Annotated in this window: 15 protein-coding genes; 14 read left to right on the top strand and 1 reads right to left on the bottom strand. The window is 44.7% G+C overall.

Going from position 1 to position 17,657, the window contains the following annotated elements:
* Positions 1-486 precede the first annotated feature (486 nt).
* The 6 genes from ahrC to V8G47_RS11165 all read left to right on the top strand — a co-directional run bounded on the left by ahrC (position 487) and on the right by V8G47_RS11165 (position 6,611).
* Positions 487-936 (top strand): transcriptional regulator AhrC/ArgR, encoded by a 450-nt coding sequence (ahrC, locus tag V8G47_RS11190; protein WP_060672439.1) that lies wholly within the window; start codon positions 487-489, stop codon positions 934-936.
* Positions 937-1,044: 108 nt separating this feature from the next.
* Positions 1,045-2,754, top strand: coding sequence for a DNA repair protein RecN (gene recN, locus V8G47_RS11185; protein ID WP_336200174.1), 1,710 nt, complete (start codon positions 1,045-1,047; stop codon positions 2,752-2,754).
* Positions 2,755-2,880: 126 nt separating this feature from the next.
* Positions 2,881-4,170: a SpoIVB peptidase gene (gene spoIVB, locus V8G47_RS11180; RefSeq protein WP_336200173.1), complete on the top strand. Its 1,290-nt coding sequence runs from the start codon at positions 2,881-2,883 to the stop codon at positions 4,168-4,170.
* 313 nt (positions 4,171-4,483) lie between these two features.
* A complete protein-coding gene (gene spo0A / locus V8G47_RS11175; RefSeq protein ID WP_034758050.1) occupies positions 4,484-5,263 on the top strand; it encodes a sporulation transcription factor Spo0A in 780 nt (259 codons plus the stop codon).
* Between the two features lie 224 nt (positions 5,264-5,487).
* Complete coding sequence (locus tag V8G47_RS11170; RefSeq protein ID WP_336200172.1) at positions 5,488-5,706, top strand: hypothetical protein; 219 nt, start codon at positions 5,488-5,490, stop codon at positions 5,704-5,706.
* Positions 5,707-5,876: 170 nt separating this feature from the next.
* Positions 5,877-6,611 carry a glycerophosphodiester phosphodiesterase gene (locus V8G47_RS11165; protein ID WP_336200171.1) on the top strand — a complete coding sequence of 245 codons (735 nt, stop codon included), beginning with the start codon at positions 5,877-5,879 and terminating at the stop codon, positions 6,609-6,611.
* A gap of 13 nt (positions 6,612-6,624) precedes the next feature.
* Here the strand turns inward: V8G47_RS11165 and V8G47_RS11160 are convergent, their stop codons facing one another.
* Complete coding sequence (locus tag V8G47_RS11160) at positions 6,625-6,864, bottom strand: DUF2627 domain-containing protein (RefSeq protein ID WP_336200170.1); 240 nt, start codon at positions 6,862-6,864, stop codon at positions 6,625-6,627.
* 125 nt (positions 6,865-6,989) lie between these two features.
* Between V8G47_RS11160 and V8G47_RS11155 the strand changes: the two genes are divergently transcribed.
* The 8 genes from V8G47_RS11155 (at position 6,990) to V8G47_RS11120 (ending at position 17,363) form a co-directional block, all read left to right on the top strand.
* Positions 6,990-9,056 carry a sigma 54-interacting transcriptional regulator gene (locus tag V8G47_RS11155; RefSeq protein ID WP_336200169.1) on the top strand — a complete coding sequence of 689 codons (2,067 nt, stop codon included), beginning with the start codon at positions 6,990-6,992 and terminating at the stop codon, positions 9,054-9,056.
* 135 nt (positions 9,057-9,191) lie between these two features.
* Positions 9,192-10,100 (top strand): phosphate butyryltransferase, encoded by a 909-nt coding sequence (gene yqiS, locus V8G47_RS11150; protein WP_336200168.1) that lies wholly within the window; start codon positions 9,192-9,194, stop codon positions 10,098-10,100.
* 42 nt (positions 10,101-10,142) lie between these two features.
* Entirely contained in the window at positions 10,143-11,240 is a 1,098-nt protein-coding gene (gene bcd, locus V8G47_RS11145) for a branched-chain amino acid dehydrogenase (protein ID WP_034758065.1), read from the top strand.
* Positions 11,241-11,375: 135 nt separating this feature from the next.
* Positions 11,376-12,497: a butyrate kinase gene (buk, locus tag V8G47_RS11140; RefSeq protein ID WP_442970829.1), complete on the top strand. Its 1,122-nt coding sequence runs from the start codon at positions 11,376-11,378 to the stop codon at positions 12,495-12,497.
* 20 nt (positions 12,498-12,517) lie between these two features.
* Positions 12,518-13,942, top strand: a complete 1,425-nt coding sequence (gene lpdA / locus V8G47_RS11135; protein ID WP_336200167.1) for a dihydrolipoyl dehydrogenase — start codon at positions 12,518-12,520, stop codon at positions 13,940-13,942.
* Between the two features lie 71 nt (positions 13,943-14,013).
* On the top strand, positions 14,014-15,012 hold the full coding sequence (locus V8G47_RS11130) for a thiamine pyrophosphate-dependent dehydrogenase E1 component subunit alpha (RefSeq protein WP_034758074.1): 999 nt from the start codon (positions 14,014-14,016) through the stop codon (positions 15,010-15,012).
* A gap of 14 nt (positions 15,013-15,026) precedes the next feature.
* A complete protein-coding gene (locus V8G47_RS11125) occupies positions 15,027-16,010 on the top strand; it encodes an alpha-ketoacid dehydrogenase subunit beta (RefSeq protein ID WP_098353637.1) in 984 nt (327 codons plus the stop codon).
* A gap of 45 nt (positions 16,011-16,055) precedes the next feature.
* On the top strand, positions 16,056-17,363 hold the full coding sequence (locus tag V8G47_RS11120) for a dihydrolipoamide acetyltransferase family protein (RefSeq protein ID WP_336200166.1): 1,308 nt from the start codon (positions 16,056-16,058) through the stop codon (positions 17,361-17,363).
* The last annotated feature ends 294 nt before the right edge of the window (positions 17,364-17,657 follow it).

Genomic DNA, 17,657 nt, shown 5'->3' with positions numbered 1-17,657 from the left:
GAGCCCCTTCCGCTTTTCTTTTGTCCAGCTCCAGGGGCTTGGGGCTCGAGGTCATAAGTCAAGTCACCCAAAAAGGCAAAGAGCGCCTTTCCGGGTGACTCGCCTTATGCTAGTCGCCCCAGAACGAGCCCCTTCCGCTTTTCTTTTGTCCAGCTCCAGGGGCTTGGGGCTCGAGGTCATAAGTCAAGTCACCCAAAAAGGCAAAGAGCGCCTTTCCGGGTGACTCGCCTTATGCTTGTCGCCCCAGAACGAGCCCCTTCCGCTTTTCTTTTGTCCAGCTCCGGCGGCTAGAGGCTCGAGTCATAAGCCAAACATCCCAAAAAGGCAAAGAGCGCCTTTGTGGGATGTTCGTCTTATGCTTGTCGCCTCTAAACGAGCCGCCTCCGCTTTTCTTTTTTATTGTACTTCCCAACGAAATAGGCTAACATAAGCGTAGAGGTATATTTATACAGGCTTTAATCAAATGTAAGAGGTGTATGTTCTATGATGAACAAAGGGCAAAGACATATTAAAATCAGGGAAATCATTACGAATAGAGATGTGGAGACGCAGGATGAGCTGGTGGAAAGCCTGAAGAATGCAGGGTTTAATGTGACGCAGGCAACCGTATCCAGGGATATCAAAGAGCTCCATTTAGTGAAGGTTCCGCTGATGGATGGCAGATACAAATACAGCTTGCCGGCTGATCAGCGCTTTAATCCACTTCAGAAGTTGAAGCGTACGCTGACGGATGCGTTCGTAAAAGTGGATCAGGCTGGGCATATGCTGGTGATGAAAACGTTACCCGGAAATGCAAATGCCATCGGGGCTTTAATCGATAATCTGGACTGGGAAGAGATTCTTGGTACCATTTGCGGGGATGACACCTGTTTGATCATTTGCCGGACGGAAGAAGAAACGAAAGTCGTTTCAGAACGATTTTTAGATATGCTGTAAACGATTAATCATGGGGCTTATGGTCAGCCCTTCATACAAAATCCAATAGGAAGCTTTTCTTTTTCATAATTTTGAGGGGAAAGTTCCTTTTTATTTGAGGTGAATGTTTTGCTACAAGAACTATCAATCAAAAATTTCGCCATTATCGATTCCCTTTCCCTTTCGTTTGAAGAAGGGTTGACTGTATTATCAGGTGAAACGGGTGCGGGTAAGTCGATTATCATCGACGCCATTCATTTAATGGTTGGAGGCAGAGGCTCCTCTGAGTATGTGCGGCATGGGGAGAAGAAGGCTGAAATTGAAGGGTTATTTATTCTTGATAATGAAACACATCCCTGCTTTCAGAAAGCGGCAGACTTCGGGATCGAGATCGAGGAAGGTATGATCGTCCTTAGAAGGGATATATCGAGCACGGGGAAGAGTGTTTGCAGAATTAATGGGAAGCTGGTGACGATCGCCATCATGAGGGAAGTCGGGACATCCCTTATTGACATCCACGGTCAGCACGAACATCAGGAACTCATGAATGAAAGCCTTCATCTTTCCTTATTGGATCAATTCGGAGGGAAGGATATTGCATCCGGATTATCCAGTTACGGACAAGTATACAAAGAGTATCTATCCATCTATAAGCAGCTGAACAGATTGAATGAAAATGAACAGGAGATGGCTCATCGCCTGGATCTTATTCAATTTCAGCTAAAAGAGATCCAAGATGCGAATCTTCAGCTTAATGAAGATGAAGAGCTTCAGGAAGAGAAGCGGAAACTGATGAACTTTGAAAGGCTATTTGAAGCGCTTCAAACCTCGTATGACAGCATACAAGGGGAAAGAAAGGGAATGGACTGGGCAGGACTCGCCATGAGCCATCTTGAAACCGCTGCAGAAGTCGATTCTCAGTATGCAAAGACGCTTGAATCCGTATCGAATGCGTATTATATCCTTGAAGATGCCGCCCATCAAGTCAGGGGAGGCTTGGATATGCTTGAATTTGAGCCGAATCGACTGGACCTGATTGAGGCGAGATTGAATGAAATCAATGGTCTTAAGAGAAAATATGGTTCATCGGTAGAAGAGATTCTTGCCTATAGTTCTAAGATCGAAGAAGAAATTGAAACGATCATGAATAAGGATTCCCATGTTGAACAATTACAAAGTAAATTACAGTCACTTGAAAAAGATCTATCCCTCGAGGCGAAAAATCTCTCCGATACGAGAAAAATGTGGGCGAAGAAATTGACAGCAAGTATCCACGAACAGTTAAAGCAGCTGTATATGGATAAGACGAAATTCGAAGTCCGGTTTGTGAAAAGCGGGGAACACAAATCCTTTTCGTTCCATGATTTCAAGAAGGATGGGTGGGATACCGTTGAGTTTTATATTTCCACCAATCCTGGAGAGCCGTTGAAGCCGTTATCGAAGGTGGCTTCAGGGGGGGAACTGTCACGGATCATGCTTGCCCTTAAAACCATTTTTTCAAAGCATCAAGGGATTACATCGATCATTTTTGATGAGGTTGATACAGGTGTGAGCGGCAGGGTCGCCCAGGCCATCGCTGAAAAGATCTATCAGGTTGCCGTCGATTCACAAGTGATGTGCATCTCTCACTTGCCTCAGGTGGCAGCCATGGCCGACTGTCATTTATTCATTTCGAAAAAAATGACAGGAGGCAGGACGAGCACCATGGTGAAGCGTCTTCAGGAAAAAGATAAAATCAAGGAAATTTCACGTATGATTTCAGGAGTGGAAATTACCGATCTGACACTTGAACATGCAAAGGAATTACTGCAACTGGCCGGTTCCATTAAAGAGACATGAAAAGCTATCCAATTCGGGTAGCTTTTTTTTCATGATTACCAGTTATAAATGTGGCTTTTAAAGGCAAAATTAAAACTGTAGCCAATAGTAAGTGTTTGTGGATTAGAAGCGAGGAGAGTGAATATATTGAGTTTAGATTGGTTAAGGAAATGTATAGGTGGAATTCTCCTTGTTTCGCTTTGTCTTATTGGTTTTTACAAACCGGTTCAACAATTTGTCAATACTCCGAACTCTGTAAGGATGATGGAAGGGGATCAAGTTGCTCTCCCTAAGGCTGCATCCGTTACGACCATGGGTTCGTCGCATAATGAGCATGTTCAATTGGAAGAAGGGAAAGGCCAGCTTTCCATCCAGGGAAGTTCTGTAGGTAAGGAAGAAGTGGTCTTCGAGCTTGCCGGCCTGCCCATTAAAAAGGTCGATGTAGAAGTACTGAAAGATTTCAAAGTGATTCCCGGTGGACAATCCATCGGAGTGAAATTAAATACTGTCGGGGTGTTAGTAGTTGGGCATCATCTGGTGGAAACGGATGGTGGAAAGATGTCACCCGGCGAAAAGGCCGGTATTCAGGTAGGGGACATGATTACTGAAATTAATGGAACGAAAATTGAGGAACTTGCCGATGTTGCTCCTTTTGTACAGAAGGCAGGAGAAGAAGCGAAATCTCTTGACGTCGTGATCAAGCGGGATCAAAAGACCGTGAAGACACAATTGCTTCCATTGAAGGAAAAAGGGGACAAAAACTATAAATTAGGCCTGTATATCCGTGATTCGGCGGCAGGTATCGGGACGATGACATTTTATGATCCAAAGTCGAAGAAATACGGAGCCCTCGGCCATGTGATTTCAGATATGGATACGAAAAAACCGATCGTCGTTGAAAACGGGGAAATCGTGAACTCAGAAGTCACATCGATTCAAAAAGGGACGGATGGAAAACCAGGAGAGAAACTGGCCCGCTTTTCATCTGACCGGAACGTCATCGGTAACATTAAGCGAAACAGTCCTTTCGGGATTTTCGGTGAATTGAATCAGTCCATTGAAAACGACTTGATGGATAAGCCGATGCCCATCGCGTTATCTCATCAAGTGAAAGAAGGACCGGCACAGATTTTGACCGTTGTGGATGGGAAAGAAGTTGAAATGTACGATATTGAAATCGTCAGTACCATCCCTCAGAAGTATCCTGCAACGAAAGGGATGGTCTTGAAAGTGACGGATCCAGAGTTGCTCAAGAAAACAGGTGGAATCGTACAGGGGATGAGCGGTAGTCCCATTATCCAAAATGGGAAGGTTATCGGGGCTGTCACCCATGTGTTTGTCAATGACCCGACCAGCGGATACGGCGTCCACATTGAATGGATGCTGAGTGAAGCGGGAATCGATATTTATAAAAAAGATCATAACCGGGCAAGCTGAAAGTGGAAAACCCTTACGAAAGTACCGAAACCGGGTACTTATAAGGGTTCTTTTTTTTGTAATGCTATTGTGACTGACTTCCATACGTTTGCCAAAGAGAGCAGATACTTGATAAAATAAAGATTATTCGACAAAATGAATCGCGAATATCGAATAGGGTCGAAATATAAAGAATTCGTTAGAAAATCGAAGAAAATATAATAATTTTCAAGTTTTTTTCAAAAATAAAAGGAATTTAGGTTGCATTGTCGAAAAAGTAATTTAGAATAAAATTACAGAGATGAATTAATTAGGATTGAGGAGGAAACCTGTAGTGAAATCGATTAAAGTATGTGTTGTGGATGATAACCGTGAGCTGACGTCTTTATTGGAGGACTACATTGCTTCGCAAAATGATATGGAAGTAGTAGGGATTGCCCATAATGGTCAAGATTGTTTAGATTTATTGGAGGAAGTCGATCCGGATGTCCTGGTCCTTGATATCATCATGCCTCACCTGGACGGGCTGGCTGTGCTTGAACGACTTCGTGAAAAGAAGGGAATTCCAAATGTCATCATGCTTACGGCCTTCGGTCAGGAAGATGTGACGAAGAAAGCTGTCGACCTTGGAGCTTCTTATTTTATTTTAAAGCCATTCGATATGGAAAACCTAGTGAGTCATATCAGACAAGTCAGCGGTAAATCAAACTCAATCATCAAAAAACCTTCCTCATCCAGAATGAATACAGAACAAAAACCAAGGAACTTGGATGCAAGCATCACGAGCATCATCCACGAAATCGGCGTGCCGGCACATATTAAAGGATACTTATATTTACGTGAAGCCATCTCTATGGTGTATAACGATATCGAGTTACTCGGGTCCATCACAAAAGTCCTTTACCCGGATATTGCAAAGAAATACAATACGACCGCATCACGTGTGGAACGAGCGATCCGTCATGCCATCGAAGTGGCCTGGAGCAGAGGGAATATTGACTCCATTTCTTCTTTATTCGGATACACCGTCAGCATGTCAAAGGCAAAGCCGACCAATTCTGAATTCATTGCCATGGTAGCGGACAAACTTCGCCTGGAGCATATGGCTTCTTGAAAGAGTAAGGAATAGGCCCCGCCATTCAAACTGAATGTACAAAAGATTGACCCTGTGAGCCTTTTGCTCACGGGGTTTTATTATGGCAGCGTCACCTATTCCCTGAATCAGTCCCCCAGTAACAAACGCCTTTTTTCGAAAAATTGGTGGTTTGCCCTTACAGCCTGTCCCCTCTTACATAAGATAAAGTGTAGTGCAAAAACAAAAAGGGGGGAGGTGATACCATGGGATATTATCGTAATAATGATAATGTAGGTGGAGCTTCTGACCGCTGCAGAAACAATGATGTAGCAGGTGCTTCCGAAAACAACAACGACTTCAGAGTTCCTGTCAGAGCTTATATCAGAGGGGAAGATTTCTGCAGAGCCGTTCGCCGCTGCAGGGATAACGATGTAGCCGGTGAAATGGACAACCGCCGCCGCTGCCGTTGCCGCTGGTTCTAATCAAATGCCACCACAAAACGCGATAAACCCTGAGTTCCTCAGGGTTTTTTGATGGTATGCGTTAAAAGGTTCATTCTTTGAGGCAGGAGCAAATAAGTATATAATGAAGTCAGTTATTAAAATCTATAAGTGAAAGAATCTACATATAGAAAAGCAAAGGAAGTGAACTCATGACGCTGATTTTTGCTCACCGTGGATCTGCGGGTACCCATCCGGAAAATACAATGGAAGCTTTTTATGAAGCGGAACGAGTGAGGGCTGACGGGATTGAATTGGATGTTCAGCTGACAAAAGATGGAGAAATGGTCGTCATACATGATGAGACCGTCGACCGGACGACCAATGGAAAAGGGTTCGTCAAAGATTACACGTTAAAAGACATTCAAAAGCTCCAGGCGAATTTCAAATTCAAGAGTAAACTATTCAAGAAAAATCGCGTCCCGTCATTGAGGGAGGTCTTTCAGTGGTTACAGGGGAATGAACTTCTTTGTAACATCGAGTTAAAAAACAGTATCATGGATTATCAAGGCATGGAAGAGAAGGTGATCGGACTGATCAGGGAGTTCGGGTTTGAGGATCGGATCATCATCTCTTCTTTCAATCATTATTCGATTGTGGCCTGTTACCGTTTGGAGCCTGCCGTTGAAATCGCACCGCTCTACTCATCACGCTTATTCATGCCCTGGATTTATGCCCAGTCAATAAGGGCGAAAGCGATACACCCCAACCTGAAAGCGGTAAGGGATGAGATGATCATCGAAGCGATGAACAACGGAATTGGTGTCAGACCTTACACGGTGAATAAGGTGGATCAAATGGAGAGGTTACTGAATTTGGGCTGCACTGCATTTGTAACGGATTATCCTGAAAAGGCATGGAATCTGAGGGAAAATAAAAAAGGCTAGCGCATACATAGCGCTAGCCTTTCTTGTTGAATCGGGACTGAACTTTATTGCGTTTTCGATCACGATGCAGGACGAAACCTGCAATGAATCCCAAACCGCAAACAAAGAAGACTAACCCGATAATGAATTGAAGCCAAAGATAAGGGATCGGAGGCTGCAGGATCCCGAATAGCATATCTCTCATCAACTTAATCCCGAGAGCCGCGATTGCTCCGGGGACCAACATTATAATCAGTGCAATAAGACGGACCATGAGATGCATAACTCCTTTTCGTTTCCATACTAAAATTCTAACTCCAAGCAGAGAATTGTCAAGTTTCGAAAAGTAGTGTAACATTATGGATGTGAAAAAAATTGCAGGTATCGGGGTGAAGAAAGTTGCAAGAGGTCCTAATTGTCGGCGGTGGTAAGGGTGGAACAGCCATCCTGCAAATCCTCCACGAGGCTTCCGTCATGAAAGTGATTGCTGTTGTAGATGTAAATGAAAACGCTTCAGGCATTAAGCTCTCAAAGGAACTTGGCATCCCTGTCGGTACAGATTGGAGACCATTCCTCAGTGACTCCGTGGACATCGTCATCGAGGTGACGGGTGAACAGGAAGTGTTTGAACAGATAAGGGATCATCGTGGAAAGAATACAGTTCTAATACCTGGGAGCGTGGCTTTCCTTATTTCAAAGCTCCTCGAAGAAAAAGAGGATCTTATCCATCAATTGACGAGCGAGTCCTTTAAAAGGGACCTTATCTTTAATTCAACTGATGATGGCATGGTCGGAATCGATGATCAAGGCATTGTCATGCTGTTTAATAAAAGTGCAGAGAGAATGATCGGCAAACACCAGGAAGAAGTGATGGGACTTCATATATCTGAAGTGATACCTGAGAGCAGGCTGACCAGAACCATTGAAACAAGACGGACAGAAATCAATCAGGAAGTCATCCTTGGGAACGGATTGAAGATCATCTCCAACCGGATTCCGATGATCACGGAGCAGGATGAAATCATCGGTGCCTTTTCGGTGTTTAAAGATATCACAGAAGTGGTGAATCTGGCAGAAGAAATAACCAACCTCAAAGAGATCCAGACGATGCTCGAAGCCATCATCCATTCCAGTGATGATGCGATTTCCGTCGTCGATGAAGAGGGTAAGGGGATTATGATCAACCCCGCTTACACCAGGATCACGGGACTTTCCCGGGAGGAAGTGATCGGGAAGCCTGCGACGGCGGATATTTCTGAAGGTGAGAGTATCCATCTGAAAGTACTGCAAACACGGAGAGCGATCCGTGGCACGAGAATGCGGGTAGGACCCAACCGTAAAGAAGTCATCGTGAATGTTGCCCCCATCATCGTAAACAACAAGCTTAAGGGGAGTGTCGGCGTCATTCATGACATGTCGGAAATACAATCTCTCACCCAGGAATTGGACCGGGCAAGGAGAATCATCCGAACCCTTGAAGCGAAGTATATGTTCGAGGATATCATTGGTGATTCAGAGGAAATGATGATCGCCGTAGAGCAAGCCAAACTCGGCGCGAAAACACCTGCTACCGTTCTGCTCCGTGGAGAATCGGGGACCGGGAAGGAATTATTTGCCCACGCCATACATAATGCGAGTGACCGTAAATTCAATAAGTTCCTCAGGGTCAACTGTGCCGCATTATCGGAAAGCCTTTTGGAAAGCGAATTATTCGGGTATGAAGAAGGGGCCTTTTCCGGTGCGAAGCGCGGAGGGAAACGCGGATTGTTCGAAGAGGCGAATAATGGGAGTATCTTCCTCGATGAAATAGGGGAATTGAGTGCGAATACACAGGCGAAATTATTGAGGGTTCTGCAGGAAAATGAAATCGTGAGGGTCGGAGGGACAAAATCGATCCAAATCAATGTCAGGGTCATTGCCGCTACGAACGTAAATCTTGAAAAGGGAATAGCCGACGGATCCTTCAGGGAAGATCTGTATTATCGACTCAACCGGATGCCGATTCAAATTCCACCGTTAAGGCAGCGTAAATCCGATATTCCACTCATTACCGAAACCCTGATTACGAAGATCAATCAGGATTACGGAAGAAACGTCGAGGGAGTGACGGCTGCAGCCATGAACAAGCTGATGAATTATCATTGGCCCGGGAATGTAAGGGAGCTTGAAAATGTGTTGGGAAGAGCCATCATCTTCATGAACTACAATGAAGTCCAAATTGATGGAAAGCATTTACCTCAATTAGAAAATACGGCCAAGCCCATGGTCAACCTAGCAGAACTTCCGTTTCAAGTCGATGAAGATCTTGCAACCCAGGTTGAAAAGTATGAAAAAAATATAATTCAAAACGTTTTAGAGCAGAATAATGGTAACAAAACGGCTACTGCTAAAGCATTGAATGTATCAGTGAGGAACTTATATTATAAAATTGAAAAATATAACATTGAAATAAATAGCATGAAGTAATTTGCAGAGTGTGAAGAAAATTGCATGTGTGGTTTCGACTTTATAAAGCGTTTTCAGGATTTAAAAGTTGGCACACTTCTTGCATGTAGTTAAATGGGAACACAATAACAGAAAAAAGGGGTTGAAACGACATACATGAATCTACAATCTTTAGTGGAAAAAGCAACCCGAATTGAACACTCCACTGTAGCAGTCGCTGCAGCAGAAGATAAAGAAGTCCTTACGGCTGTCTCCATGGCGGTTGAAAAAAAGATGGCTGACTTTTTACTGTTCGGGGATAAAGAAGAAATAATCTCCATATTGGATGAGGTTGCCCCACAGCTGATATCTCACAGCAGTATTAAAATCAAGCATGCCTTCTCGCCTCAAAAAGCAGCGGAGCTTGCCGTGAAGGCAGTAAAGGAAAATGAGGCAGGTACTCTTATGAAGGGAAATGTCCCTACCGCTGTCATCTTGAAGGCAGTCCTGAATAAAGAATGGGGACTTCGTACAGGCAATGTCCTGTCGCATGTTGCAGCATTTGAGGTGGCCGGGTTCGATAGGCTTACGTTCATTACGGATGCAGCGATGAATATCTCTCCTGACCTGCAGCAAAAAGCGCAAATTATAGAAAATGCCGTCGGGATTGCCCGGTCGATCGGTGTGGATATGCCGAAAGTAGCGCCAATTGCCGCAGTGGAAGTGGTGAATCCGGCGATGCCGGCTACAGTCGATGCCGCTTCACTTACCATGATGAATCAAAGGGGGCAGATCCGGGATTGTACGGTCGATGGTCCGTTAGCCCTTGATAATGCTGTTTCCCATCATGCAGCCGAACATAAAGGAATCGAAAGTGAGGTTGCGGGACAAGCGGATATCCTGCTCGTACCAACTATCGAGACAGGAAATGCCCTATACAAGTCCTTGATCTACTTTGCCAAGGCGAAAGTAGGGGCTGTTATAGCAGGAGCTAAAGCACCAATCGTATTAACATCCAGAGCAGACAGTGCAGAAAGTAAATTATATTCATTGGCACTGGCTATATGCTCTGCTTCTAATAAATAATCATCAATTCCTAAAAATATAAACCTACAGGGGGAAATAATAATGAAAATCTTCAGCTATATGGAACAATATGACTATGAGCAATTGGTATTCTGTCAAGACGAAGCTTCAGGATTAAAAGCAATCATCGCCATTCATGATACAACACTTGGACCTGCCCTTGGCGGTACCCGTATGTGGACGTATGAATCGGAAGAAGCGGCAATTGAAGATGCACTGCGCCTTGCAAAGGGGATGACCTATAAGAATGCAGCTGCCGGTCTGAATCTTGGTGGAGGGAAGACGGTTATCATCGGTGACCCCCGTAAAGATAAGAACGAAGAAATGTTCCGTGCCTTCGGTCGTTATATCCAAGGTTTAAATGGACGCTATATTACTGCGGAAGATGTTGGTACGACGGTTGCCGATATGGACTTGATCCACGAAGAAACAGATTATGTAACAGGGATTTCACCAGCTTTCGGTTCTTCAGGTAACCCGTCTCCTGTAACTGCTTATGGAGTATACCGAGGAATCAAAGCAGCGGCAAAAGAAGCTTTCGGTACAGATTCACTGGAAGGGAAAACAATTGCCGTCCAAGGAGTCGGTAATGTCGCGTACAACATGTGCCGCCACCTTCACGAGGAAGGAGCAAACCTGATCGTGACTGATATCAACAAAGAAGCCGTTCAACGTGCCGTTGATGAATTTGGTGCGAAAGCAGTGGACATCAACGATATCTACGGAGTGGATTGTGACATCTTTGCACCATGTGCACTGGGTGCGATCATCAATGATGAAACGATTCCACAACTTAAGGCGAAAGTCATTGCAGGAGCTGCAAATAACCAGTTGAAGGAAACACGTCACGGTGATGCTATCCATGAAATGGGTATCGTTTATGCACCTGACTATGTCATCAATGCAGGTGGAGTCATCAACGTCGCAGATGAATTATACGGCTACAACAGCGAAAGAGCCATGAAGAAAGTGGAGCAGGTTTACAACAACGTAGAACGCGTCATCGAAATCGCGAAGCGTGATAACGTCCCAACGTACGTGGCTGCAGACCGTATGGCAGAAGAGCGCATCGAAAAAATGCACCGTTCAAGAAGTCAGTTCCTGCAGAATGGACACCACATTCTTAGCAGACGTGGATAAATAGAAGAAAGAACGCTTTACTTTGTGAAAAAGTGAAGCGTTTCTTCCCGGTTTAGGGGAACATCGAACAGAGTAAGGGGTTATCTATCATAGGGGGAAATTCTTTCATGCAAACATTACAATACAGCTGCCCAAATGGAGGTAACAACAGTGCTGGAAAACAAACATCGAATACTTGTCATTAATCCTGGATCGACATCCACCAAAATTGGTGTCTTTGACGATGATCGCTCCATATTTGAAAAGACGATCCGTCATGATTCAGAAAAGATTAATGAATTTGCAACGATTATCGATCAATATGAATTCAGGAAGAACACCATTCTTCAGACATTGGATGAAGAGGGGATCAATATTTCAAAGCTGAGTGCCGTATGCGGTCGCGGGGGACTTCTAAGACCGATAGAAGGTGGCACCTATTTAGTGAATGATGACATGCTGAAGGATCTGAAAGAAGGATTCTCTGGCCAGCATGCGTCTAACCTTGGGGGCATCCTGGCATTTGAAATAGCCTCGGGATTAAATATTCCATCTTATATCGTCGATCCCGTTGTCGTGGACGAGCTGCAGCCCCTTGCCCGGGTTTCTGGATTCTCACTCATTGAAAGAAAGAGTATTTTCCATGCGTTGAATCAGAAAGCGGTGGCAAGAAGAGTGGCGAAACAAATCGGGAAGAAATATGAAGACCTTAATCTGATCATCACCCATATGGGTGGAGGTATCACTGTAGGTGCCCACCGAAATGGGAAAGTCGTTGATGTGAATAATGGTCTCCACGGCGACGGGCCATTCAGTCCTGAAAGAGCAGGAACCGTTCCGGCAGGCGATCTGGTTGACCTTTGCTTCTCAGGAGACTATTACCGTGATGAAATCATGAAGAAACTTGTCGGTCAGGGAGGCCTGGTCGGTTATCTTGATACAAATGATGCCGTAAAGGTAGAAAAAATGATAGAAAATGGCGACGAAAAAGCCAAAGCCGTCTATGATGCCATGGCGTATCAAATTGCGAAAGAAATCGGATCGGCAAGTGCGGTCCTGAATGGTAAAGTCGATGCCATCGTGTTAACAGGAGGACTTGCGTACGGCAAGGATTTTGTGAAAGCGATAAGTGAACGAATCAACTGGATAGCAGATGTCGTTATTCAACCAGGAGAAAATGAACTGCAAGCTCTTGCTGAAGGGGCTTTAAGAGTCTTACGGAATGAAGAAGACTATAAAGTATACCCGGGAAATGTAAAAAAAGAAGCAAGAGTATAAGAGAGAAGGGGGACTTAAGATTGGCAGAAGAATATGATTTAGTCATTCTCGGGGGAGGTACAGGTGGTTATGTTGCTGCCATCCGTGCTTCTCAACTTGGGTTAAAAACAGCAATCGTTGAAAAAGGAAAGCTTGGAGGCACATGCCTTCACAAGGGATGTATTCCTAGTAAAGCCCTTCTTAGGAGTGCTGAAGTTTATGCGACAGCGAAACACAGTGAAAATTTCGGTGTGAAAATCAATGGAGTGGAACTTGACTTCCCTAAGGTCCAGGAAAGAAAAGAGGGAATCGTTGAACAACTGCATAAAGGTGTTCAACATCTGATGAAACAGGGTAAGATCGATGTTTTTGAAGGCCTCGGACGGATTCTCGGACCTTCCATATTCTCTCCCATGCCCGGAACGATTTCCGTGGAAATGAACAACGGGGAAGATAACGCGATGCTGATTCCCAAAAATGTCATTGTCGCAACAGGCTCAAGGCCACGTTCACTGCCTGGACTTGAAATTGATGGTGAATATGTTTTGTCTTCTGATGAAGCGCTTTCACTCGAAGCGCTTCCGAAATCAATCATCATCGTTGGTGGCGGTGTCATCGGAATCGAATGGGCTTCCATGCTTTCTGATTTTGATGTCGATGTAACTGTTGTGGAATACGCTGATAAGATTGTACCGACGGAAGATCATGAAATCTCAAAAGAAATGCAGCGCCTCATGAAGAAAAAGGGCGTTAAAATCGTGACAGGTGCAAAGGTGCTTCCTGAATCCTTAAATAAAGGGGACGGAGAAGTGACAATAAACGCGGAGCATAAAGGAGAAGAAAAATCCTTTACAGCAGAAAAGATCCTTGTATCTGTAGGCAGACAAGCGAACGTTGAAGGCATTGGCTTAGAGAACACAGATATTAAGGTGGAAAAGGGCTTTATAGAGGTAAATGATTACTTCCAAACGAAAGAATCCCATATTTACGCGATAGGGGATGTCATCGGTGGACTTCAATTAGCTCATGTTGCTTCTCACGAAGGAATCACGGCAGTGGAACATATGGCGAATGAGAACCCTCATCCAATTGACTATTCCCTGATTTCAAAATGCATCTACAGTAATCCTGAAATTGCGAGCGTAGGGATCACGGAGCAGGAAGCGAAAGAAAAGGGATACAATTTGAAGGTCGGTAAATTCAGCTTCAGAGCGATTGGAAAAGCACTTGTATACGGGGAATCGGACGGTTTTGTGAAGATCATTGCAGACAAAGATACAGAGGACATTCTTGGCGTGCATATGATTGGTCCACATGTAACCGACATGATTTCAGAAGCGGGACTTGCTAAGGTATTGGATGCAACACCGTGGGAAATCGCGCACACCATCCACCCTCACCCTTCCCTGTCGGAAGCAATCGGTGAAGCCGCACTTGCCGTAGATGGAAAGGCAATTCACTCATAATAAGAAAAATCAGGAAAGGTAGAGATCTTCTCTGCCTTCCCAATCATTAGATTGTGTAGGAGGTAAATAAAATGGCTGAGAATCGTCATGAGGCGTTAGGACTTTCCAATGAGAAAGTATTAGAAATGTATGAAACTATGCTGCTTGCCAGAAAAATCGATGAGCGTATGTGGTTACTGAACCGTTCTGGTAAAATCCCATTTGTTATTTCATGTCAGGGTCAGGAAGCGGCTCAAGTTGGTGCCGCATTCGCCCTGGATCGTGAAAAGGATTATGTACTGCCGTATTACCGTGACATGGGTGTTGTATTGACTTTCGGGATGACGGCCCAGGAATTGATGCTATCAGGTTTTGCAAAAGCAGAAGATCCAAACTCAGGCGGTCGTCAAATGCCTGGTCACTTTGGACAAAAGAAAAATAATATCGTAACGGGTTCATCTCCTGTCACGACTCAAGTGCCACATGCCGTTGGTATCGCTCTTGCAGGCAAAATGGAGAAGAAAGATGTTGTGACGTTTGTTACGTTCGGAGAAGGGTCTTCCAACCAGGGAGATTTCCATGAAGGGGCAAACTTTGCAGGTGTACATAAACTTCCTGTTATTTTCATGTGTGAAAACAATAAATATGCGATCTCGGTTCCGATTGAAAAGCAATTGGCCTGTGAGAAAGTATCAGACCGCGCCATCGGGTACGGAATGCCTGGAATCACAGTCGATGGAAATGATCCGATCGAAGTATACAAAGCTGTGAAGGAAGCTGCTGATCGTGGACGTCGCGGAGAAGGACCAACGCTTGTCGAGACGGTTTCTTATCGTTTGACTCCCCACTCCTCTGATGATGATGACAGAAGCTACCGCTCACCGGATGAAGTGGCAAAAGCGAAAACGAACGATCCGATCATCACATTTGGGGCTTATCTGAAAGAGACAGGCGTCATGAATGATGACATTGAGAAGGAAATCAATGATCGTATTATGAAGCTTGTAAACGAGGCAACGGATTATGCAGAAAACGCTCCATATGCTGAGGCAGAATCAGCGATGAAGTACGTATACGCAGAAGAGAAGTAAGGGGGAATTCAATCATGCCAGTAATTTCATACATTGATGCCGTAACCATGGCAATAAGAGAAGAAATGGAACGTGATGAGAAAGTTTTCGTTCTTGGTGAAGACGTAGGGAAAAAAGGTGGAGTATTCAAAGCGACTCACGGCCTGTATGACCAATTTGGTGAGGACCGTGTCATTGATACACCACTTGCGGAATCAGCCATTGCAGGGGTTGGGATCGGAGCTGCCATGTATGGTATGAGACCGATCGCAGAAATGCAGTTTGCTGATTTTATCATGCCTGCCGTAAACCAGATCATTTCTGAAGCGGCACGCATCCGCTACCGTTCAAATAATGACTGGAGCTGTCCGATGGTCATTCGTGCTCCTTACGGCGGTGGAGTGCACGGAGCACTTTATCACTCGCAATCCGTTGAAGCCGTCTTTGCCAACCAACCCGGATTGAAAATCGTGATGCCTTCGACTCCATATGATGTGAAAGGCTTATTGAAAGCGGCCATCCGTGACGAAGATCCGGTGTTATTCTTCGAGCATAAACGAGCTTATCGTCTGATCAAAGGTGAAGTGCCTGAGGATGATTATACGCTTCCGATCGGAAAAGCCGACGTGAAGCGTGAAGGAGAAGACATCACAGTCATCACTTACGGCTTATGTGTCCACTTTGCCCTTCAAGCGGCTGAAAAACTTGCCCAGGACGGAATTGAAGCACATATCCTGGATTTGCGTACCATTTATCCATTAGATAAAGAAGCGATCATTGAAGCAGCGTCTAAAACAGGTAAAGTACTTCTAGTGACAGAAGACAATAAAGAAGGAAGCATCATGGGTGAAGTTTCTGCGATCATCGCTGAAAATTGCTTGTTCGAGCTTGATGCCCCGGTAAAACGCCTTGCAGGTCCAGACGTTCCTGCTATGCCGTATGCACCGACAATGGAAAAATACTTTATGATCAATCCGGACAAAGTAGAAAAAGCAATGCGAGAACTTGCAGAATTTTAATCTCATCCAGACCAATTAAACCAAAGCAGTAGGGAGGGTTCCTCATTGGGTATTGAAAATATGAAAATGCCTCAGCTAGGGGAAAGTGTTACAGAAGGTACAATTAGTAAATGGTTGGTGTCACCCGGTGATACCGTAAATAAATATGATCCAATTGCAGAAGTTCAAACAGATAAAGTGAATGCAGAAGTACCATCTTCCTTCTCGGGTACCATTAAAGAATTGATTGCCGAAGAAGGGGACACACTTGAAGTCGGGGAAATCATTTGCTCCATCGAGATTGAAGGTGGAGGCACAGCCCCTGCTGAAGAAGCTCCGAAAGAAGAGGCTAAAGAGGAAGCGAAAGGATCGGCTCCTGCTAAGCCTAAGGCTCCAACAAGAGATAGCGGAAATAAAGCCAGGTATTCTCCAGCCGTATTAAAGCTGTCCCAAGAGCACGATATTGATTTGAATCAAGTGGAAGGCACCGGAAACGGCGGCCGGATCACCCGTAAAGATTTAAAGAAAATCATTGAATCAGGTTCTATTCCTAAAGCGGCGGAAGCACCGGAACCTAGTCCGTCCGCACCTGCTCCACAGCAGGCGCCTGTGAAAGAGGAAGCCCCGGCACAGCAGGCCAAACCGGCAGCAGCGAATGTTCCTGTCGTCCCTGGTGATATCGAGATCCCGGTTTCAGGCATCCGCAAAGCGATTGCCTCCAACATGGTCCGCAGTAAACATGAAGCTCCTCATGCCTGGACGATGATGGAAGTGGATGTAACCAACCTGGTTGACTACAGAACTTCACTTAAGACAGAATTCAAACAGCGTGAAGGATTCAATCTGACATTCTTCGCATTTTTCGTGAAAGCTGTCGCCCAGGCTCTTAAAGAGTACCCACAAATCAATTCAATGTGGGCTGGGGACAAAATCGTTCAGAAGAAGGACATCAATCTTTCCATTGCAGTAGCTACGGATGATGCACTTTATGTCCCTGTCATCAAGAACGCTGACGAAAAAACAATCAAAGGAATCGCAAGAGAAATCACCGAGCTTGCAGGAAAAGTACGCAGCGGTAAATTGACCTCCCAGGATATGCAGGGCGGAACATTTACGGTGAATAATACAGGGTCATTTGGCTCGGTACAATCGATGGGTATCATCAATTATCCACAGGCCGCGATCCTACAAGTAGAATCGATCGTGAAACGTCCTGTTGTCATGAACAATGGAATGATTGCCGTTCGCGATATGGTGAATCTCTGTATGTCACTTGATCACCGCGTACTTGACGGTTTGGTATGCGGAAGATTCCTTCAGCGCGTGAAAGAAATCTTAGAAAACACTTCGAAAGAAAATACATCTGTGTATTAATTCTGATAAGGACTGACCCTGGGTGGTTGGTCCTTATTTTTTTATGCAGTTAGATAGAATGACCTATTAAAAAAGGTTCGCAACAGGGAAATTCCGGGATAAACAACCGGAATATTACTGGAAGAATATTCTAATGGATCGTCATAGGTCACTACCTGGGTCATAATTCCGATTCCTCATCCCGGGAATTCTCCCTATGAAACTTCTCGCTCATTTTTTCTTTCCTTCACTTATTAAAAGAGGCATAACCTCCACTTTCAACCTACTAAATCTGAAGATTATCCTGGAATATTC

This window comes from Rossellomorea sp. LJF3, from assembly GCF_037046045.1.
Lineage (GTDB): Bacteria > Bacillota > Bacilli > Bacillales > Bacillaceae_B > Rossellomorea.
The sequence above is the reverse complement of the archived record's forward strand: the minus strand, read 5'-3'. Positions and strand labels throughout refer to the sequence as shown.

Bases quoted from the DNA above. Each gene is read 5' to 3' on its own strand.
- ahrC (WP_060672439.1), top strand. From the start codon at position 487: ATGAACAAAGGGCAAAGACATATTAAAATCAGGGAAATCATTACGAAT.
- V8G47_RS11170 (WP_336200172.1), top strand. From the start codon at position 5,488: ATGGGATATTATCGTAATAATGATAATGTAGGTGGAGCTTCTGACCGC.
- V8G47_RS11165 (WP_336200171.1), top strand. From the start codon at position 5,877: ATGACGCTGATTTTTGCTCACCGTGGATCTGCGGGTACCCATCCGGAA.
- V8G47_RS11160 (WP_336200170.1), bottom strand. From the start codon at position 6,864: ATGGTCCGTCTTATTGCACTGATTATAATGTTGGTCCCCGGAGCAATC.
- yqiS (WP_336200168.1), top strand. From the start codon at position 9,192: ATGAATCTACAATCTTTAGTGGAAAAAGCAACCCGAATTGAACACTCC.
- bcd (WP_034758065.1), top strand. From the start codon at position 10,143: ATGAAAATCTTCAGCTATATGGAACAATATGACTATGAGCAATTGGTA.
- buk (WP_442970829.1), top strand. From the start codon at position 11,376: ATGGAGGTAACAACAGTGCTGGAAAACAAACATCGAATACTTGTCATT.
- V8G47_RS11130 (WP_034758074.1), top strand. From the start codon at position 14,014: ATGGCTGAGAATCGTCATGAGGCGTTAGGACTTTCCAATGAGAAAGTA.
- V8G47_RS11125 (WP_098353637.1), top strand. From the start codon at position 15,027: ATGCCAGTAATTTCATACATTGATGCCGTAACCATGGCAATAAGAGAA.